At 57.3% G+C, this 18,108-nt stretch carries 19 protein-coding genes; 7 read left to right on the top strand and 12 right to left on the bottom strand.

Going from position 1 to position 18,108, the window contains the following annotated elements; genetic code table 11:
- Positions 1 to 45: 45 nt before the first annotated feature.
- From N5C09_RS19035 to N5C09_RS19050, 4 genes are all read right to left on the bottom strand, one after another.
- Entirely contained in the window at positions 46 to 1,317 is a 1,272-nt protein-coding gene (locus N5C09_RS19035; protein WP_279749668.1) for an MFS transporter, read from the bottom strand.
- A 44-nt stretch (positions 1,318 to 1,361) separates the two neighbouring features.
- On the bottom strand, positions 1,362 to 3,485 hold the full coding sequence (locus tag N5C09_RS19040; RefSeq protein WP_279749669.1) for an alpha-galactosidase: 2,124 nt from the start codon (positions 3,483 to 3,485) through the stop codon (positions 1,362 to 1,364).
- 104 nt (positions 3,486 to 3,589) lie between these two features.
- Positions 3,590 to 4,585, bottom strand: coding sequence for a LacI family DNA-binding transcriptional regulator (locus N5C09_RS19045; RefSeq protein ID WP_279749670.1), 996 nt, complete (start codon positions 4,583 to 4,585; stop codon positions 3,590 to 3,592).
- 17 nt (positions 4,586 to 4,602) lie between these two features.
- A complete protein-coding gene (locus N5C09_RS19050) occupies positions 4,603 to 5,151 on the bottom strand; it encodes an XRE family transcriptional regulator (protein ID WP_003861973.1) in 549 nt (182 codons plus the stop codon).
- A gap of 103 nt (positions 5,152 to 5,254) precedes the next feature.
- On the opposite strand from N5C09_RS19050, the gene N5C09_RS19055 reads away from it, so the two are divergent.
- Positions 5,255 to 5,914 carry an AzlC family ABC transporter permease gene (locus tag N5C09_RS19055; protein WP_063449690.1) on the top strand — a complete coding sequence of 220 codons (660 nt, stop codon included), beginning with the start codon at positions 5,255 to 5,257 and terminating at the stop codon, positions 5,912 to 5,914.
- On the top strand, positions 5,914 to 6,237 hold the full coding sequence (locus N5C09_RS19060) for an AzlD domain-containing protein (protein WP_193037566.1): 324 nt from the start codon (positions 5,914 to 5,916) through the stop codon (positions 6,235 to 6,237). Before N5C09_RS19055 ends, N5C09_RS19060 begins: the two co-directional genes overlap by 1 nt.
- A gap of 40 nt (positions 6,238 to 6,277) precedes the next feature.
- Here N5C09_RS19060 and N5C09_RS19065 read toward each other — a convergent pair whose 3' ends face one another.
- Positions 6,278 to 6,490 (bottom strand): DUF1471 domain-containing protein, encoded by a 213-nt coding sequence (locus N5C09_RS19065; protein ID WP_003861966.1) that lies wholly within the window; start codon positions 6,488 to 6,490, stop codon positions 6,278 to 6,280.
- 114 nt (positions 6,491 to 6,604) lie between these two features.
- On the bottom strand, positions 6,605 to 7,441 hold the full coding sequence (gene fdhD / locus N5C09_RS19070; RefSeq protein ID WP_279749671.1) for a formate dehydrogenase accessory sulfurtransferase FdhD: 837 nt from the start codon (positions 7,439 to 7,441) through the stop codon (positions 6,605 to 6,607).
- Positions 7,442 to 7,812: 371 nt separating this feature from the next.
- Between fdhD and fdnG the strand changes: the two genes are divergently transcribed.
- Genes fdnG through fdhE form a run of 4 tightly spaced genes read left to right on the top strand, consistent with a single transcriptional unit; the run spans position 7,813 to position 13,336 of the window.
- Positions 7,813 to 10,863 carry a formate dehydrogenase-N subunit alpha gene (fdnG, locus tag N5C09_RS19075; protein ID WP_279749672.1) on the top strand — a complete coding sequence of 1,017 codons (3,051 nt, stop codon included), beginning with the start codon at positions 7,813 to 7,815 and terminating at the stop codon, positions 10,861 to 10,863.
- Positions 10,864 to 10,875: 12 nt separating this feature from the next.
- Positions 10,876 to 11,778, top strand: a complete 903-nt coding sequence (gene fdxH / locus N5C09_RS19080; protein ID WP_003861960.1) for a formate dehydrogenase subunit beta — start codon at positions 10,876 to 10,878, stop codon at positions 11,776 to 11,778.
- Positions 11,775 to 12,410 carry a formate dehydrogenase cytochrome b556 subunit gene (gene fdoI / locus N5C09_RS19085; protein ID WP_015569914.1) on the top strand — a complete coding sequence of 212 codons (636 nt, stop codon included), beginning with the start codon at positions 11,775 to 11,777 and terminating at the stop codon, positions 12,408 to 12,410. Before fdxH ends, fdoI begins: the two co-directional genes overlap by 4 nt.
- Positions 12,407 to 13,336 (top strand): formate dehydrogenase accessory protein FdhE, encoded by a 930-nt coding sequence (gene fdhE / locus N5C09_RS19090; RefSeq protein WP_003861956.1) that lies wholly within the window; start codon positions 12,407 to 12,409, stop codon positions 13,334 to 13,336. Before fdoI ends, fdhE begins: the two co-directional genes overlap by 4 nt.
- 39 nt (positions 13,337 to 13,375) lie before the next feature.
- On the opposite strand, the gene N5C09_RS19095 is transcribed toward fdhE, so the two are convergent.
- Together N5C09_RS19095 and N5C09_RS19100 are read right to left on the bottom strand one after the other, a co-directional pair.
- Positions 13,376 to 13,747 carry a type II toxin-antitoxin system VapC family toxin gene (locus N5C09_RS19095; protein WP_077221056.1) on the bottom strand — a complete coding sequence of 124 codons (372 nt, stop codon included), beginning with the start codon at positions 13,745 to 13,747 and terminating at the stop codon, positions 13,376 to 13,378.
- Positions 13,748 to 13,749: 2 nt separating this feature from the next.
- Positions 13,750 to 13,992 carry a ribbon-helix-helix domain-containing protein gene (locus N5C09_RS19100; protein WP_279749674.1) on the bottom strand — a complete coding sequence of 81 codons (243 nt, stop codon included), beginning with the start codon at positions 13,990 to 13,992 and terminating at the stop codon, positions 13,750 to 13,752.
- A gap of 198 nt (positions 13,993 to 14,190) precedes the next feature.
- Between N5C09_RS19100 and N5C09_RS19105 the strand changes: the two genes are divergently transcribed.
- Complete coding sequence (locus N5C09_RS19105; protein WP_279749675.1) at positions 14,191 to 15,111, top strand: alpha/beta hydrolase; 921 nt, start codon at positions 14,191 to 14,193, stop codon at positions 15,109 to 15,111.
- A gap of 8 nt (positions 15,112 to 15,119) precedes the next feature.
- Here N5C09_RS19105 and fabY read toward each other — a convergent pair whose 3' ends face one another.
- From fabY to yihX, 4 genes are read right to left on the bottom strand one after another with little or no spacing between them, the layout of a single operon-like run.
- Positions 15,120 to 16,061 (bottom strand): fatty acid biosynthesis protein FabY, encoded by a 942-nt coding sequence (gene fabY, locus N5C09_RS19110; RefSeq protein WP_279749676.1) that lies wholly within the window; start codon positions 16,059 to 16,061, stop codon positions 15,120 to 15,122.
- Between the two features lie 44 nt (positions 16,062 to 16,105).
- Positions 16,106 to 16,543 carry a D-aminoacyl-tRNA deacylase gene (gene dtd, locus N5C09_RS19115; protein WP_063449680.1) on the bottom strand — a complete coding sequence of 146 codons (438 nt, stop codon included), beginning with the start codon at positions 16,541 to 16,543 and terminating at the stop codon, positions 16,106 to 16,108.
- Positions 16,540 to 17,421: a virulence factor BrkB family protein gene (locus N5C09_RS19120; RefSeq protein ID WP_063449679.1), complete on the bottom strand. Its 882-nt coding sequence runs from the start codon at positions 17,419 to 17,421 to the stop codon at positions 16,540 to 16,542. The genes dtd and N5C09_RS19120 overlap by 4 nt, the downstream gene beginning before the upstream one ends.
- Positions 17,415 to 18,014 (bottom strand): glucose-1-phosphatase, encoded by a 600-nt coding sequence (gene yihX / locus N5C09_RS19125; RefSeq protein ID WP_063449678.1) that lies wholly within the window; start codon positions 18,012 to 18,014, stop codon positions 17,415 to 17,417. The genes N5C09_RS19120 and yihX overlap by 7 nt, the downstream gene beginning before the upstream one ends.
- Between the last annotated feature and the right edge of the window lie 94 nt (positions 18,015 to 18,108).

Here is an 18,108-nt window from a genome sequence, read left to right on the forward strand (position 1 = left end):
GATTTATGAAACCCACCTCTGGTGGGTTTCGTCGTTTTACAGCGCCTATGCCTGGTTCGCCTCCACCGTGTTACTTCGTGCAGCAATCTCCCGCCTGCTGCTCAGCGTAAACGCCGACACCACCGTAATCGCCAGCACGAAACAGCCCAGCATCAGGTACGTCTCCTGGAAGCCAATCCGGTCATACATATTTCCGGCAAAGGCGGAGAGGAAAATCGCTGCCGACTGTTTGGCAAACTGGAAGCCAATCAGGTAGATGGTGGCCGACAGGCGCGTATCAAACACTCCGGTAATGTATTTGAATGCCCCCACTAGCAGGAACGGGACCTCCAGCGCGTGCAGCATCTTCAGGGCGATCACCTCCACGGCGGTGGTGGCAAACGACGAACCGATGATGCGCGTCGCCATAATTACTCCGGCAATCAGCAGCGTGTTTTTCGCGCCGATGCGGTTAATGATCCACGGCGAGCAGAACATGATGATGGCGTTACAAACCTCCCCCGCCGTGGTGGCAAAACCGAACGCCCGGGTGCCCGCTTCCGGCGTAGCGAAGAAGGTTTTAAAGAAGGTGGCAAACTGCTGGTCGAAAACGTCATACACGCAGGCCACGCCAATCACGTACAGAATGAACATCCACATTCTGCGCTGGCGGAACAGGTTGAACACGGTTTTAGCGGTGATCTGCGGCTGGTTCGCGCCCAGGGCGTTCATCACCTGCGCCGTCTGGTTGGGCTTCGGTTTCGCGACCACCAGCAGCAGCATCAGCAAAAGCGCCGCCGCCGATCCCATCCAGAAAACATACGACGGGTCGATGCCGAACAGGATGCCGCCCGTTGAGGCGCACAGCCCCCAGCCGAGGCAGCCAAACATGCGCGCCTTACCGTACTCAAAGAAGCTGTTGCGGCTCACGCGTTCAATGTAGGCCTCAATCGCCCCGGATCCGGCTGAAAAAACAAAGCCGATATACAACCCGCCGCTCAGCGCGCCCAGCCAGATATTGGCTTTCAGCAGTGGTGCAAAGACGTACAGGAAGAACGGTGCGAACAGAAACAGCAGCACTGAGATTATCCACAGCAGGTGTTTTTTCAGCCCCAGCTTGTCCGAAATGACGCCCAGCACCGGCTGGAAGGCAATGGCCGACAGCGAGATGCAGGAGAAGACAATCCCGGTATGGGTTTTGTTCAGACCGATGATGTCCGACAGCCAGATCGGCAGGAACGGAAAGCAGGTGGCCATGATGAAGAAGTAGAGAAAGAAGAACAGCCCGAAGATCCAGAAGTTAGGGTTGTCTTTGTGGGTACAGGTTGTTGTGTTCATTATTTTTATCCTCAACGGAGGGCCGGCTGCCCGGCCCGTCACCTTTACACGCGTTCCACGCCAATCAGAATGGCGGTTTCCGGATCCAGAATCGGTAGCGCAATACCCGCCCGCATCAGCCATTCGCCGCTTGCCGTTTGCGGGGCTTCCATCCACGCCGGCAGCTTGCGCATGGTGTGCCCGCCCTCGCCCGTGATCTGAATGTTCGGATGATCCAGCAGCGTGATGCGGTACTGCGCGCTGGCGTCTAACCCCGGCATGCGCAGCGGCATCATCAGGGTGTAATCCGGCATCGCGAGCTGGCTGACCATAAACAGCCCCTGCGTTTTGTCTTCGCTCACTATACCCTGCGCCAGCGTGGTGGCATCCGGCATGTCCACGCGCCACTGGGTACCGTGATGAATCACCTCGCGCCACCGCTTATACAGCGCGGCGTAATGGCGATAGCCCTCACGCTCCTGCGCATCCACGGTGAGCGGATCCAGCTCCAGCCCCATATGCCCAAACAGCGCCGTCAGCCCACGGAAAGCGATGCTGTGCTGGCGGAAGGTGGCGTGACATTTATGATGACCGATATGCGCCCCCATCACCTCCGGCGGGAAGAAGTAACTCATGCCGCGCTGGATCGTGTTGCGCTCCAGCGCGTCGTTGTTATCGGACGCCCAGAAGCGGTGGCTGCGGGTCAGCACTTCATAATCGATTCGCCCGCCTCCGGAGGAGCAGGATTCAAACTCAATGTGCGGGAAACGCTCGCCCAGCACGTCCAGCAGGCGGTAAAACTGGCGGGTCTGCGCGTCGGCGGCGGCTTTACCGTTGTGCCCGGGCTGCACCAGCTCGCGGTTCATGTCCCATTTCACGTAGTCGACCGCATGCTCGCCCAGCAGCCAGCTCATGCGCTCCACGAGATAATCAAAGGCCTGCGGGATGTTCAGGTTGAGCACCAGCTGGTGCCGCCCGGTCGCCTGCGCGTAGCCCGGCAGCGCCAGCACCCAGTCAGGATGCGCGCGATACAGATCGGAATTCGGGTTAATCATCTCCGGCTCGATCCAGATGCCAAACTCCATGCCGAGCCGTTTAACGTGACTGATGACCGGCGTCAGGCCGTTAGGGTATTTTTTCTCATCCAGGTACCAGTCGCCCAGCGCGGCATGGTCGTCGTTGCGGCCTTTGAACCAGCCGTCGTCAATAATAAAGCGCTCCACGCCCAGCGCGGCGGCCTCGTCGGCCATGCGCATGATGTACTCCGGGTCGTGGCTGAAGTAGATCCCCTCCCAGGTATTGAGGTGTACCGGGCGCGGTTTGTTTTCCGGAAAGCGGATGATGTTGTCGCGCAGGTAGCGGTGGAGCTGCTGGCTCATGCCGTTCAGCCCGTGCGGGGAGTAGCTGGCATACAGGCGCGGCGTCCAGAGCGTTTCGCCCTCTTCAATCGCCATTTCACCCGGCAGGTAAAGCGCTTCGGCCTGTATATAACGGCGACCATCGGTTTTCGCTTCGGCGCGCAGACGGTGGTTGCCGCTCCAGCCCAGATGCACGCCCCAGACGTCGCCCTGCATTTCGCTGAACGATGGCGTACCGGCGATCAGCGCCGGGAAATGTTCGTGGGACGTTTTACCGCGACGGTTTTCAATGACAACGCTGTCGTGCTCAAGCGTAACGCGGTGCGGCTGAAATTCCCTGATCCAGCGTCCGTGAAAGGCCATTACCTCCTGCGCGCGCTCGGCCACCGGCAGCGTGACGGCGAATCGGTCCACCTGCCACGCCTGTGCTTTCAGGTTGGTTAACCCATGGCGCACCACCAGCACGCCGCTGGCCTCCAGCACCAGCTCGCTGGTCAGGCGCAGGCCCGCCTGTTTATCCTCCGCCGTTACCGTCAGGGTGTGTCCCTGCTGCTGCACGTCTGTGGTGGTAAAGACGGGGGAACCGTCCAGCCCCTGGCGATGCCCCTCAATACCGGGCGAGCCAAACAGCCCATGCCCCAGCTCGGCCATCAGCGTCACCGGGGAGTCCACGTCCAGCCTGCCGTTTGCCACCGGCCGCGCCAGCGTAGCGACATCCTGCGGCGAAAAGTGGTGAAGGTGCGGCCCCCAGTAGAGAATTTCGGCGAACGGATAGGTTTTTAGCACCACGTCAACCGTGGTGCTTTCGAGTCGTAAAATGGCCTCTTGCATCAGACATCTCCTGTCGTCGGGATGCCTTGAGTGTTGATCCGAAACGTTTCGGATACAAACCAAAACGTTTCGGATCTGTGATCGGGTTTGGAAATTTGCCCGGTTTAGGCCGTCTGGCCCGGGAAGAATTCCGGCTGCCAGAGCACCTGGAGCCGTTCGACGTCATCGCCGTTGATCAGCTGGCGCACCATGTCCGCAATCTGCTTTCCGACGCCCTGGCGGGTGGACTGGATCACCGCCGCCACGTCGATATCGACAATGCTGTCCTGCGGTAATCCGTCATAGACCACCAGCGAGATGGCATCGTCGCCGGACAGGCGCCCCATCTGCGCCAGCGCCATCGCCGCGCCGTCGCCGTGGGTGTTGCAGTCGGTAATGATGGCCGTGGGGGGCTGCGGCAGGGAGAGAAGTTCTTGCGTGGTGGCATACCCCACGCGGCGCGAAGGCGGCATGGCGCGCAGCCATTCGCTGGAGAGCCCGCCTTCCCGCAGCGCGTCCAGGTAGCCCTGCCGCCGCTGGGTGATGAATGCCTGATTGTTGCTTTCGCCCAGCAGGGCGATGCGCTGATGGCCTTTCTCGATCAGCCAGCGGGTGGCCTGGTACGTGCCGGCATAGTTGTCGAAATCGAACCACGCGTACGGCTGCGGCAGCTGGCTGCGGCCAAGCGCCAGGAACGGAAATCCGGCGGCCTGAAGCTGCTCAAGACGCGGATCGCGATCCAGCGTATGGGCCACAATCAGCGCATCCACGCGCCGGCTTTGCACCATGCGCATATAGCTGTGTTTGTCCGCCAGATCGTCGTCAGCAATGAGCAGCAGATCGATCTCATGTCGCGCCAGTTCATGGCTAATTTCGCCGACCATGTCCATAAAAACGCTGTTATTGAGCGGAACAGGATGTACGGGAAAAACGAGGCCGACGGCATCAATTTTGCCCATCTTCAGGCGGCGCGCGAACGTATTGGGTCGGTAGCCACGGCGCTGGGCCTCCGCCTCCACGCGGGCGCGCGTCTCAGCAGAAACGTCGTCATACCCGTTGAGGGCGCGGCTGACGGTAGTGACGGACAGCCCTAGTTCTTTAGCAATGGCTTTGAGCGACATGATTTTCCATATCTTCGTTAATTTTGTTCCGCCACCAGAAGGGCGTGCGTATCTGGCTCCAGCGCCTTAAAGATATGCGGCTGGTCGGCGGGGTAGCAAATGTAATCGCCCGGGCCGAGTTCTTCCGCCGCGTCGATCAGGCCGACCATCGCCCGCCCCTGGGTCACGATAATGTGCTCAACCGACCCCGGCGGATGCGGCTGGGAAATACGGTCTGCGCCCGGCTGAGTCAGCAGCAGATAGATATCACGACGCGCGCCCGGCGGACACGCCGCCAGCAAAATCGCCTCGTAGTTCGCCTGCCCGGCAACCACCTTTGTGCCCTCCCCGCGGCGGATCACCTGCGTGACGGGCTGCTGCGGCTCCAGTAACCGGGCAAACGGAATATCCAGCGCCACGCAAAGCGACCAGAGCGTTTCCAGGCTGGGATTGCCGTTGCCAGACTCCAGCTGAGAAAGCGTGGATTTGGCGATCCCGGCACGGCGGGCAATTTCCGCCAGCGATAGCCCGGTTCGCAGGCGTTCCCGCACCAGGCTTTTGGCGATCACGCTGATTGGCTGCGTCATAAAAACGGCCTCTGTCTCTCTATAACGAACGATTCGTTCATCTTGTAAAACGATCTTGATGCGTTCATTATAATGGAAATACGTTCGATATGGCTAAAAGGGTATGAAGAATCACCTCTCTTGTCTGAAAGGCGACACGATAAAAGCGATAATTTTGGTCTGCCTCGCGGTAGGCGTGGTCGGCATGTCTTACGGCTCGCTGGCGATGGCCTACGGCTTCCCGCTGTGGGTGCCGTTTGTGCTTTCCCTCACGGTGCTGGCGGGCGCATCCGAGTTTATGTTCATTGGCATCGTGGCGAGCGGCGGCAATCCGCTGGCAGCGGCGGCGGCCGGTTTGCTGGTTAACGCCCGCCATGTGCCGTTCGGCGTGACGGTACGTGAGCTGGTGGGCAAGCGCGGCCTGAGCTTTCTGGGCTGTCATATCATGAACGATGAAAGCGTGGTGTTCGGCCTGTCGCAAAAAACCGCCGAGCAGCGTAAGGCGGCCTACTGGCTGTGCGGGCTAGGCGTGGCAATCATCTGGCCGCTGGGGGCGGTGCTGGGGGCAATGGTCGGCAAGCTGCTGCCGGACCCGGAGACCATCGGGCTGGACGCGGTGTTTCCGGCGATCCTGCTGGCGTTAGTCGTGCCGGCATTTAAAAACCGCACCACGCTGATCCGCGCCTGTAGCGGCGCGGTGTTGTCGCTGGCAGCGGTGCCGTTTGCGCCGGTGGGCCTGCCGGTGCTGCTCTCTTTGCTCGGTCTCGCCGCGAGGAAAAAATAATGGAAAACATGACGGTCTTTATTCTCGGCATCGCCATTCTTTCTGCCGGAACCTATCTGATGCGTCTTGGCGGGGCAAAGCTCGGCAACCGGCTGGCGCTTTCTGAACGATCGCAGGCGCTGCTTTCCGATGCGGCTACCGTTTTGCTGTTCTCCGTCGCGCTGGCAACAACGTTTTATGAAGGGGAACATTTTGCGGGGATGGCGCGCGTGCTGGGCGTGGGGTTCGCGGTGTTTCTGGCCTGGCGAAAAATGCCGTTAATTGTGGTGATCGTCGCGGCGGCGGTGGTGACGGCGCTGCTGCGTCTGGCGGGTATAAACTAAAAAAGCGCCCCAGGGGCGCTCTTTCGACGGTATAGCGAAATTATTTGTTCAGTTCAGCGGTCATGTGGACGCGGTTACCGGTGAACGCCTGGGTAATTTTATAGGATGACGCGCCCGCTTCCTGAGCCTGTGCGGCGATTTTAGCTTCAGCACCGTCCAGCGTAGAGGCGGATGCGGTCACTGTCTGCGCAGCGAAAGAACCGAAAGAAGTAGCCAGAGCGATTACTGCGACAAAAGTTTTGATGCTTTTCATGAGATAAACCCTTTCGTTAAGTTGTTTTGGTAAGGCACCGTGCCTTGATGAGATAAATAGTAGCCCTCATCCCGATCAACTAAAAGCGGAAGGATTTGCCCATATTATTCAAAATTACTGATCAACTATTAACCGCTGTGGATGGGTGTAAATGGTTGCTCTTCCGGGTTTGCAGAAGCCCACCAGCGTCAGGTTACAGCGCTCCGCCACCTCCACCGCCAGCGTGGTTGCCGCCGACACCGCAAACAGGATTTCCACGCCGCACATGGCGGACTTTTGCACCATCTCATAGCTGGCACGGCTGGAGACTAACGCCGCGCCCTGCTGCCAGACGTTGTTTTCCCGTGCGCGGCGGCCCAGCAGCTTGTCCAGCGCCACGTGGCGGCCAACGTCTTCATGCCCGCCTGCAATACTTCCTGACGGCAATACCCACGCCGCCGCATGCGTACAGCCGCTGAGCTGGCCGATGGGCTGAACGTCGTTCAGATGCTCAAGCGCCCGGTCAAGATGCGCCAGATTAAACGTCTGGGTGAACGGCAGAGGAACAATCGGTTTACCAATATCGTTAAGCTGTTCAACGCCGCACACGCCGCAGCCGGTACGTCCGGCCAGCGCCCGTCGACGCTCTTTAAGCCCCATAAAGCGGCGGCTGGAGAGTTCGATTTGCACTTCGAGACCGTTGCAGGCCGGCACGACGTCCATGCCGTAGATCTCCTGCGGATGGGCAATAATGCCTTCCGAGAGGGAGAAACCGATGGCGAACAGCTCGAGATCTTTCGGCGAGGCCATCATCACCACATGCGAAATACCGTTGTAAACCAGCGCAACGGGGACTTCTTCCGCCAGAAAATCTGGCGTGGCATCTGAGATATGGGGCGGTCTGTGTACCGACAGTTCCACAATGCCCGCAGGCAGTGGCGACGCGTGGGCAGCACGGTTTTGTTTAGACACAACGGTATTCCTGAACAACCACGGAAGTGAGCCTGCTATTGCAACACAAACAGCAGACCTTACGCATAGTATGGATCAACTTTTCAGCAACCATTCTCCTACTCAATTCGGAGGGGTGCAACTGGTCGCCTGCTACACACCCTTAACATCCTCAGAGAAAAATGTGACTGATATCACATTTTATAATCAATGCCGTGATAATACGTTCACTTTGTTTTAACGCCGTTGGAACAGGCGTACCGACATTGTGGTATTCTGCGCTTATCCCTCGGAGAAATGGGGGTTTAATGCAAATTTTTCTCCTTTGCGGTTAATTCTCAACCGCAAAGTAAAACTACATAGCAATGTCGTAATGAACCAAGGAGTGACCCATGCAGGTCAGCAGAAGGCAGTTCTTTAAGATCTGCGCTGGCGGTATGGCAGGCACCACGGCGGCGGCACTGGGCTTTGCGCCCGGCGTAGCGCTGGCGGAAACGCGGCAGTATAAACTGCTGCGCACCCGCGAAACCCGTAACACCTGTACGTACTGCTCCGTCGGCTGTGGGCTGTTAATGTATAGCCTCGGCGACGGTGCGAAAAACGCCAAAGCATCTATTTTCCACATTGAAGGCGATCCGGATCATCCGGTCAACCGTGGTGCGCTGTGTCCGAAAGGGGCCGGTCTGGTAGATTTTATCCACTCCGAGAGCCGCCTGAAGTTTCCTGAGTATCGCGCGCCAGGCTCTGATAAATGGCAGCAAATCAGCTGGGAAGAGGCGTTCGATCGCATCGCTAAGCTGATGAAAGAAGACCGCGATGCCAACTTTATCGCGAAGAATGCCGAAGGCACCACCGTTAACCGCTGGCTCTCCACCGGGATGCTGTGTGCTTCAGCCTCCAGTAACGAAACCGGCTATTTAACCCAGAAATTTACGCGCGCACTCGGTATGCTCGCGGTCGACAACCAGGCGCGTGTCTGACACGGACCAACGGTAGCAAGTCTTGCTCCAACATTTGGTCGCGGTGCGATGACCAACCACTGGGTCGACATCAAGAACGCCAACCTCATTGTGGTGATGGGCGGTAACGCCGCTGAAGCGCACCCTGTCGGGTTCCGCTGGGCGATGGAAGCCAAAATCCACAACGGTGCGAAACTGATTGTGATCGATCCCCGCTTTACGCGTACGGCGTCAGTGGCGGATTTCTACACCCCTATTCGTTCAGGTACTGACATCACTTTCCTGTCAGGCGTATTGCTGTACCTGATGACCAACGAAAAATATAACCGCGAATACACCGAAGCCTATACCAACGCCAGCCTGATCGTGCGTGAGGATTACCACTTCGAAGATGGCCTGTTCAGCGGTTATGACGCCGAAAAACGTAAATACGACAAAACCAGCTGGAACTACGAGCTGGACGAAAACGGCTTTGCGAAGCGCGACACCACCCTGCAACACCCGCGCTGCGTGTGGAACCTGCTGAAAGAGCACGTTTCCCGCTACACGCCGGACGTTGTCGAGAACATCTGCGGGACGCCGAAGGCAGACTTCCTGAAAGTCTGCGAGCTGATCGCGGAAACCAGCGCGAAAGATAAAACCGCGTCGTTCCTGTATGCGCTCGGCTGGACGCAGCACTCCATCGGCGCGCAGAACATCCGCACCATGGCGATGGTTCAGCTGTTGCTCGGCAACATGGGGATGGCTGGCGGCGGCGTGAACGCCCTGCGCGGTCACTCTAACATCCAGGGTCTGACCGACCTCGGCCTGCTGTCTCAGAGCCTGACGGGCTACATGAACCTGCCAAGCGAAAAACAGACTGACCTGCAAACTTACCTGACGGCCAGCACGCCAAAACCGCTGCTCGAAGGCCAGGTGAACTACTGGGGCAACTATCCGAAGTTCTTCGTCTCGCTGATGAAAGCCTTCTACGGCGACAAGGCGACGGCGGACAACAGCTGGGGCTTTGACTGGCTGCCGAAGTGGGACAAAGGTTACGACGTCCTCCAGTACTTCGAGATGATGCACCAGGGGCAGGTCAACGGCTATATCTGCCAGGGCTTTAACCCGGTCGCGTCATTCCCGAACAAGAACAAGGTTGTCGAATCTCTGTCGAAGCTGAAGTTCCTGGTGACGATTGACCCGCTCAATACCGAAACCTCGACCTTCTGGCAGAACCACGGTGAGTCGAACGACGTTGATCCGTCGAAGATTCAGACCGAAGTGTTCCGTCTGCCGTCTACCTGTTTCGCGGAAGAGAACGGTTCTATCGTTAACTCTGGCCGCTGGTTGCAGTGGCACTGGAAAGGCGCGGACGCCCCGGGCATCGCCCTGAATGATGGCGAGATCCTGGCCGGCATCTTCTTACGCCTGCGTAAGATGTACGCCTCTGAGGGCGGCGCAACGCCTGAGCCGGTGCTGAACATGACCTGGAACTACTCGACGCCGGAAAACCCTGCGCCGGAAGAAGTGGCCATGGAGAGCAACGGTAAGGCGCTGGCGGACGTTATCGACCCGGCGACCGGTGCGGTTCTGGCGAAGAAAGGCGACCAGCTCAGCACCTTCGCGCACCTGCGCGATGATGGTACGACGTCAAGCGGCTGCTGGATCTTTGCCGGTAGCTGGACGCCGAAAGGCAACCAGATGGCCAACCGCGACAACGCCGACCCGTCGGGCCTCGGTAATACGCTGGGCTGGGCATGGGCGTGGCCGCTTAACCGCCGCATCCTCTATAACCGTGCCTCCGCTGACCCGCAGGGCAACCCGTGGGATCCGAAGCGTCAGCTTCTGAAGTGGGACGGCGCGAAATGGGGCGGCGTGGATATTCCGGACTACAGCACTGCCGCACCGGGCAGCGACGTTGGGCCGTTTATCATGCAGCCTGAAGGGATGGGGCGCCTGTTTGCTATCGACAAGATGGCGGAAGGGCCGTTCCCGGAACACTACGAGCCGTTTGAGACGCCGCTGGGCACCAACCCGCTGCACCCGAACGTGGTCTCTAACCCGGCAGCGCGTATCTTCAAGGGCGACTTTGAAGCGCTGGGTAAAAAGGACAAGTTCCCGTACGTGGGCACCACTTACCGTCTGACCGAACACTTCCACTACTGGACCAAGCACGCGCTGCTTAACGCCATCGCGCAGCCGGAACAGTTTGTGGAGATCGGCGAGAAGCTGGCGAACAAGCTCGGCATTGCCCATGGCGATACCGTGAAGGTCTCCTCCAACCGCGGCTACATCAAGGCCAAGGCGGTAGTGACCAAGCGTATTCGCACGCTGAACGTTCACGGTCAACAGGTGGATACCATCGGTATTCCGATTCACTGGGGCTATGAGGGCGTGGCGAAGAAAGGGTTCATTGCGAACACCCTGACGCCGTTCGTCGGCGATGCGAACACGCAGACGCCAGAGTTTAAGGCCTTCCTCGTGAACGTGGAAAAGGTGTAACGGAGACGACTTATGGCTTATCAATCTCAAGACATTATCCGTCGTTCCGCGACTAACGGTTTCACGCCCGCGCCTCAGGCGCGGGACCACCAGCAGGAAGTGGCGAAGCTTATCGACGTGACCACCTGTATCGGCTGTAAAGCCTGTCAGGTGGCCTGCTCTGAGTGGAACGACATCCGTGACGAAGTGGGTCACAACGTCGGGGTGTACGACAACCCGGCAGACCTGACCGCCAAGTCCTGGACGGTAATGCGTTTCTCGGAAGTGGAGCAGAACGACAAACTGGAATGGCTTATCCGCAAAGACGGCTGTATGCACTGTGCGGATCCGGGCTGCCTGAAGGCGTGTCCGTCAGAAGGGGCTATCATTCAGTATGCCAACGGCATCGTCGACTTCCAGTCCGAGCAGTGCATTGGCTGCGGCTACTGCATCGCGGGTTGTCCGTTCGACGTGCCGCGCATGAACCCGGAAGACAACCGCGTCTACAAATGTACCCTGTGCGTAGACCGCGTAAACGTCGGCCAGGAGCCAGCGTGCGTGAAGACCTGCCCAACCGGCGCTATCCACTTTGGCTCCAAAGAGGATATGAAAACGCTGGCGGCAGAGCGCGTGGGCGAGCTGAAAACCCGTGGTTACGATAACGCAGGCCTGTACGATCCGGCCGGAGTTGGCGGGACGCACGTGATGTACGTGCTGCACCACGCCGACAAGCCGAACCTGTATCACGGCCTGCCGGAGAACCCGGAAATCAGCGCCACCGTGAAGTTCTGGAAAGGCATCTGGAAACCGCTGGCCGCGGTCGGTTTTGCGGCTACCTTTGCAGCGAGCATCTTCCACTACGTCGGCGTCGGTCCGAACCGCGCGGAAGAGGAAGACGATAATCTGCATGAAGAGAAAGACGAGGTGCGCAAATGAGAAAACGTGACACCATCGTGCGCTACACCGCGCCGGAACGCATCAACCACTGGGTCACCGCCTTCTGCTTCATGCTGGCGGCGATAAGCGGGCTGGGGTTCTTCTTCCCCTCCTTCAACTGGCTGATGCAGATCCTGGGCACGCCGCAGCTGGCGCGCATCCTTCACCCGTTCGTGGGTGTGGTGATGTTTGCCTCGTTTATCATCATGTTTTTCCGCTACTGGCACCATAACCTAATCAATCGGGATGATATCTTTTGGGCGAAGAATATTCGTAAGATCGTCGTCAACGAGGAAGTGGGTGATACCGGGCGTTATAACTTCGGTCAGAAATGCGTATTCTGGGCGGCGATTATCTTCCTGGTCCTGTTGCTGGTGAGCGGCGTGATCATCTGGCGTCCGTACTTTGCGCCTGCTTTCTCAATCCCGGTGATCCGATTTGCGTTAATGCTGCATTCATTTGCCGCAGTGGCGTTAATTGTGGTTATCATGGTGCATATTTACGCCGCCCTCTGGGTGAAAGGCACCATTACCGCGATGGTGGAAGGATGGGTAACCAAAACGTGGGCGAAGAAACATCACCCGCGCTGGTACCGTGAAGTCCGCCAGAAACAGGAAAAGTCATCTGAATGAGTATTCGCATAATCCCGCAAGATGAGCTGGGGTCGAGCGAGAAACGTACGGCGGAGTATATTCCGCCGTTGTTATTCCCCAGACTCAAGAACCTCTACAACCGCCGCGCAGAGCGTCTGCGCGAGCTGGCAGAGAACAACCCGCTGGGCGATTTTCTGCGTTTTGCCGCGCTGGTCGCCCATGCGCAGGAGGTGGTGCTGTACGATCACCCGCTGCAAATGGACCTGACCGCGCGCATCAAAGAAGCTAACGAGCAGGGCAAGCCGCCGCTGGATATTCACGTCCTGCCGCGCGACAAGCACTGGCATAAGCTGCTGCATTCGCTGATTGCCGAGCTGAAGCCGGAGATGAGCGGCACGGCGCTGGCGGTCATTGAGAACCTTGAAAAAGCCTCCGATCAGGAGCTGGAAGAGATGGCGAGCGCGCTGTTCGCCTCCGACTTCTCGCTGGTCAGCAGCGATAAAGCGCCGTTTATCTGGGCTGCGCTGTCGCTTTACTGGGCGCAAATGGCGAGCCTGATCCCGGGCAAAGCCCGCGCCGAATACGGCGAAGCGCGCCAGTTCTGCCCGGTGTGCGGTTCAATGCCGGTCTCCAGCATGGTGCAGATTGGCACCACGCAGGGGCTGCGCTACCTGCACTGCAACCTGTGTGAAACCGAGTGGCACGTGGTGCGCATCAAGTGCAGCAACTGCGAGCAGACTCGCGATCTCAACTACTGGTCGCTGGAAAATGAAGACGCAGCGGTAAAAGCCGAAAGCTGCGGCGACTGCGGGACTTACCTGAAGATCCTGTATCAGGAAAAGGACCCGAAAGTCGAAGCGGTGGCCGACGATCTCGCCTCGTTGATTCTGGACGCCAAAATGGAGCAGGAGGGCTTTGCCCGTAGCTCGATTAACCCGTTCCTGTTCCCGGGTGAAGGGGAGTAATCTCCTGTAAGCGTGCCGGGCGGCGCGAGCTTGCCCGGCCTACAGCTGGTAAGGGGAAACAACCCCGGCTATTCCGGCAAAGTCTTTGGTATTGCGGGACACCAGGGGACAATTTCTGCTCTGGGCTGTGGCCAAAATGATGGCATCAGGTAGTTTCATCCCGTGTTTCTCACGGAGCACAACGCTTCTTTCAGCGATATCCCGCGAAACGTCGATAATTTCAAAAGCGCCCATGACAGCTGCCGTTTTCGCTTCATGACCATGCCTGCGCGCGCCGACCATGACCTCCATCCACGTGATAAGGCTAATCGCCCGATGCGAGGCCGTACGATCGATCGTATCGGCAGCTTCTACGTGATTGTTAAAGAGATCGATGAGAATATTGGTATCAAACACTGCCATGTGTTCCATGATTACCACTCCTCACGCAGCTTGCGTTCATACTCCAGCCCATCTTCTTGCTGATTTCCCCACAAACCAAGCGCATCACGAATTATCGAAGAACTCTGCTGATCGAGATATTGTTCAATGGCTTCCCGAAGCAATTCGGCGCGGGGCTGGTTACGCAGCTGCTTCAGGTTATCCAGCCGTTGAATTACGTCATCAGACAAATCAATCAGTATTCTGCCCATCTCAAAATCCGCCAAAAGACTCATATATCACCTTAGTATATCATCTGCGGTTAATTTTCAGGCAAAATACGCTTAAATACTTTAGGGTTAAAGTGCATTTTTTTGGGAAAAATGAATTTTGCGAGCCGCTTTCCAGAACGTTCACCTTTTCACATTTCTCTGTTTTCATCTGTTGTAAATCAGTTTATAAACTGTATAAAAACACAGTAAAAGGACGTAGCCATGGCGCTGGAAAAGGGTATTGATAAGCTTGTACAAGAGTTTATTGCAGCAGGACGGCCTTCCTCTCGGAAACAGAGTATTGATGACCGGAGAGCCGGGTATGTAGCCAGCACAGCGCTGGCTGGGGTGACAGAAACGCGCGTCCAGATTGAAACGCTTGTTCTTGAGGATCTGACCTTTCGGGTATTTTCTCCTCACAATGCTCCAGAAACGTTACCGTCTGCCCTTTACTATCATGGTGGATGTTTTGTCAGCGGTGGGTTTGAAACCCATGATAATCAGCTTCGCCAGCTGGCGTTTTACGGTAATTGCCGGGTCATTGCGGTTCAGTACAGACTCGCCCCCGAACACTCGTTCCCCGCTGCGCATGACGATGCAGAGAGAGCGGCAGAACTTGTCTGGCAAAACGCAGAGAAGTTAGGCGTGGATAAAAACCGGATTACGCTTTGTGGAGACAGTGCGGGAGGCCATCTTGCGCTGGTAACCGCGCTTCGGCTCAAGGCCAAAGGTCTCTGGGATCCGGCGCAGCTCATTCTTATCTACCCCATGCTTGACGCCACGGCCAGTTTTGAAAGCTATACCCTCAATGGCATAGATTATGTGATTACTCGCGATACCCTTCTGAGCGGCTATGAAATGTATCTGGCCGGAGCCGACCGCCAGCATCCTGAGGTCAGCCCCCTTTGGCGCAAGGACTTTAGCGGCCTGCCGAATGTCCATATTGTTATCGCTGAGTATGATCCGTTATGCGACGAAGGCGAGGCGCTTTATCAGCGCCTCACGGAGCAAGGCGTGAAATGTACCGCTCAGCAATGGCAGGGTGTAATACACGGTTTCTTCCAGTTGGGTGGAATTAGCCAGTCAGCACGAGACGTAATGCGGGATATTGCCTGGCGCATTCAGCATGCCGGGCGAGAGTAAAGAGGAGGCTACTCCTCCTCGTTCCCCCCCTCTTCATACGCGCCATACGGCTTCGCAGGAAGAACGATATAGGTGCCTTCAAACACAGCGCCTGGCGTATCATCGCCAAACAATTCAACCTGCATCTGCACGCGTGCTTTACGTCCACGCGCCAGGCGGTCGAGATCGCCACCCAGTGCGCCCAGGTCGGCCACCGCGCTCGGTTTGCCGCTGATCGGCGCGCTGTAACGAATATGGGCATCGGCAAGAATAATAGTGCCGCCGAGATGACGCTCGCGCAGCATCAGCCAGATCAGCCCCCAGCCGGTGAGCGTGGCGAGAGAAAACAGGCTCCCGGCAAACAGGGTATGGTGCGGGTTCTGGTTGCCGGTTTCCGGCATGGTGGTGATAAATTTTTGCCCGGTATACTGCTGAATACGCACGCCCATTTTTTCACTGAGCGGTATGTGCTGATACCACGCCTGCTGGAGCTGTCCGCACCAGTCGGCGCGATGGAGAATATCATCCAGGGTGGCGATAGGTTTGATCATCAAAAAGTGACGAATCGGTGTGGTTTGCGGGGCGCTGATTTCACCCTGACTCACAAAACCGAGCTTGGCAAAGAACTCAACGGCATCTTCGCGGGCGCTACAGGTGACGCGCTTAACCCCTTCCTGACGGGCGACGGATTCCAGCGTCATCGCCATCAGCGTTCCGAGGCCTTTGTCCTGCACGGAGGGGTGAACGGCCATAAAGCGAATAGAAGCTTCGTTGTCGGCATTGATATACAGACGCCCCACGGCGACGAGGTTGCCCTCTTCGTCCACCACCATCTGATGATGCGCCATCGCATCCCAGGCGTCGCGTTCAGATCCTTTCGGCTGATGTAATGGCTTGCGCAGCATTTCCCAGCGGAAATGGTAATAAACCTCTAACTCTTCTTCCGTTTGCGGTACTCGAAGGTGATACATAGCTGTACTCTCTCTTGTTACCCGCGGCCAGGCCGCCAGCTGGCTCAAACCTGGAGCCAGAATGTGACGGGGCCATCGTTCACCAGCGAAACCTGCATATCCGCAGCGAATCGTCCGGTTTGTGTATTCATGTCCTGTTGGCGACAGCGCTCAACAAAATACGCGTAAAGGGCTTCTGCGCGATCCGGTGCCGCGCCCTTCGAAAAACTCGGGCGCATGCCGCGCTCGGTATCGGCGGCCAGCGTAAACTGGGAGACCACCAGCACGCTGCCGCCAGCCTGCTGAACGTTCAGGTTCATCTTGCCTTCCGCATCGCTGAAAATCCGGTAGCCCAGCACACGCTCGCACAGGCGGTTGGCTTTTTGTTCGTCGTCATCCTTTTCGACACCCAGGAGCACCAAAAGTCCTGGGCCAATTTCACCCGTCACCTCATCCTCCACGGTGACGCTGGCACGGGTTACGCGCTGAATCAATGCAATCATGGTTGGTCTGCTTCTTGTTGTTTTTCAGCTTCTGCTGCTTTTTTGAGTTCGCGGTAGACCCCGAGAGTGACAGTTATTTCGGCGCCAAGCAAGACGATACACCACGTCCAGTAGACCCAGACAAACAAAATGGGGATTACCGCCAGCACGCCGTAAATCAGCTGATAAGAGGGGAACATGGTGATATAAAGCGCGAATCCCTTTTTCCCCAGCTCAAAGAGCAACGCCGCGACCAGCGCGCCAACCACGGCATCCCGGTTAGGTACACGCGTGGTTGGCACCACGCTATAAAGCAGCCAGAACGAGAGCCACGATAAAATCAGCGGGAAGATGCGCAGCATGTTATCGATCACGCTGTTTAAGTCACTCGCCCAGCGCAGCGAAAGAAGGTAGGAACTGATCGCCAGGCTCGCCCCCGCCAGCAAGGGGCCGAGGGTTAATATCATCCAGTAGACGGCAAAGGAATAGACCTTCGGGCGAACTTTTTTGCTCCGCCAGATGGTGTTGAGCGCGCTGTCGATGGAGTACATCAGCAGCAGCGCGGTGACAATCAGCCCACACGCGCCCACTGCCGTCATCTTGCTGGAGTTAGCGACAAACTGTTCGATGTAGTTCTGGATCACGTCGCCGGTGGCAGGAATGAAGTTCGCAAAGACGAAATGACGAAGCTGCATGCTCACATCGGCAAACATCGGAAACGCCGAAAAAAGCGCAAAAATCACCGCCACCAGCGGAACCAGCGAGAGCAATGACACGTAGGCGAGATTGCCTGCCAGCGTGGTCATGTTGTCCTCGTCAATGCGGTGCCAGAGGAGTTTCAGCCACGCCCTGAGAGGGCGCGTGTGGTGGTTGGCTTTTTGATGAACGGTTTTTAGCATAACTGCTTCGCAAAGTAGTTCGGTATCGTCTCTTTTCCGGTCACCAGAACGGAGGTGATGCCTAACTGGTTAGCCCCTTCTATATTATCGGCGTTGTCGTCAAAAAAGACCGCATCCGCCGCCGTGAATCCTTCTTCCTGCAACACCGCCTGGTAGATGCGCGCCTCCGGTTTACGCATCCCCATCTCCTGGGAGAGATACACTTTATCAGCCGCCGCGTGGATCTCCGGGTATTCATCCGGCCAGAAGGTGGTATGCAGGCGGTTGGTATTAGACAGCACAACAACGCGATGCCCCTGCTCGCGCAGCTTGTGCATGATGTCGATCACTTCGGGGCGGATCGCGACAAATATGGCCTGCCAGCCGTGGGAAAACTGCTCGTAGCTTAACGAGAGACCCATTTCCTGACAGAAACGCTCTGCGAACGTTTCATCGCTGATCTCACCGCGCTCGTGCAGATGGAAAGTCTCGCCCATCGCAAAATTCTGCTTTAACGTCGCCAGCGGAACACGGCTAAAATCGCTCCATGCGCCCAGCACCCGGTTAAAATCGATATCGACGATTACATTTCCTAAGTCAAAGATATAAAGCATGTTTATCTCCTTTCGCCGTGGAAAAGTAACTGTAGCGGGAAAGAGAAACTTTAGCTATGCGCCAGATTCAGCTTAGAGAAAGGAAAGGCCCGAA

The organism is Enterobacter sp. GD03975, from assembly GCF_029838645.1.
Taxonomy (GTDB): Bacteria; Pseudomonadota; Gammaproteobacteria; order Enterobacterales; family Enterobacteriaceae; genus Enterobacter; species Enterobacter quasihormaechei.

Coding starts and splice junctions, on each gene's coding strand:
- N5C09_RS19035 (WP_279749668.1), bottom strand. CDS start 1,317: ATGAACACAACAACCTGTACCCACAAAGACAACCCTAACTTCTGGATC.
- N5C09_RS19040 (WP_279749669.1), bottom strand. CDS start 3,485: ATGCAAGAGGCCATTTTACGACTCGAAAGCACCACGGTTGACGTGGTG.
- N5C09_RS19045 (WP_279749670.1), bottom strand. CDS start 4,585: ATGTCGCTCAAAGCCATTGCTAAAGAACTAGGGCTGTCCGTCACTACC.
- fabY (WP_279749676.1), bottom strand. CDS start 16,061: ATGTATCACCTTCGAGTACCGCAAACGGAAGAAGAGTTAGAGGTTTAT.
- N5C09_RS19105 (WP_279749675.1), top strand. CDS start 14,191: ATGGCGCTGGAAAAGGGTATTGATAAGCTTGTACAAGAGTTTATTGCA.
- N5C09_RS19065 (WP_003861966.1), bottom strand. CDS start 6,490: ATGAAAAGCATCAAAACTTTTGTCGCAGTAATCGCTCTGGCTACTTCT.
- fdxH (WP_003861960.1), top strand. CDS start 10,876: ATGGCTTATCAATCTCAAGACATTATCCGTCGTTCCGCGACTAACGGT.
- dtd (WP_063449680.1), bottom strand. CDS start 16,543: ATGATTGCATTGATTCAGCGCGTAACCCGTGCCAGCGTCACCGTGGAG.
- fdhE (WP_003861956.1), top strand. CDS start 12,407: ATGAGTATTCGCATAATCCCGCAAGATGAGCTGGGGTCGAGCGAGAAA.
- N5C09_RS19100 (WP_279749674.1), bottom strand. CDS start 13,992: ATGAGTCTTTTGGCGGATTTTGAGATGGGCAGAATACTGATTGATTTG.
- N5C09_RS19060 (WP_193037566.1), top strand. CDS start 5,914: ATGGAAAACATGACGGTCTTTATTCTCGGCATCGCCATTCTTTCTGCC.
- N5C09_RS19055 (WP_063449690.1), top strand. CDS start 5,255: ATGAAGAATCACCTCTCTTGTCTGAAAGGCGACACGATAAAAGCGATA.
- fdoI (WP_015569914.1), top strand. CDS start 11,775: ATGAGAAAACGTGACACCATCGTGCGCTACACCGCGCCGGAACGCATC.
- N5C09_RS19120 (WP_063449679.1), bottom strand. CDS start 17,421: ATGCTAAAAACCGTTCATCAAAAAGCCAACCACCACACGCGCCCTCTC.
- N5C09_RS19095 (WP_077221056.1), bottom strand. CDS start 13,747: ATGGAACACATGGCAGTGTTTGATACCAATATTCTCATCGATCTCTTT.
- N5C09_RS19050 (WP_003861973.1), bottom strand. CDS start 5,151: ATGACGCAGCCAATCAGCGTGATCGCCAAAAGCCTGGTGCGGGAACGC.
- yihX (WP_063449678.1), bottom strand. CDS start 18,014: ATGCTTTATATCTTTGACTTAGGAAATGTAATCGTCGATATCGATTTT.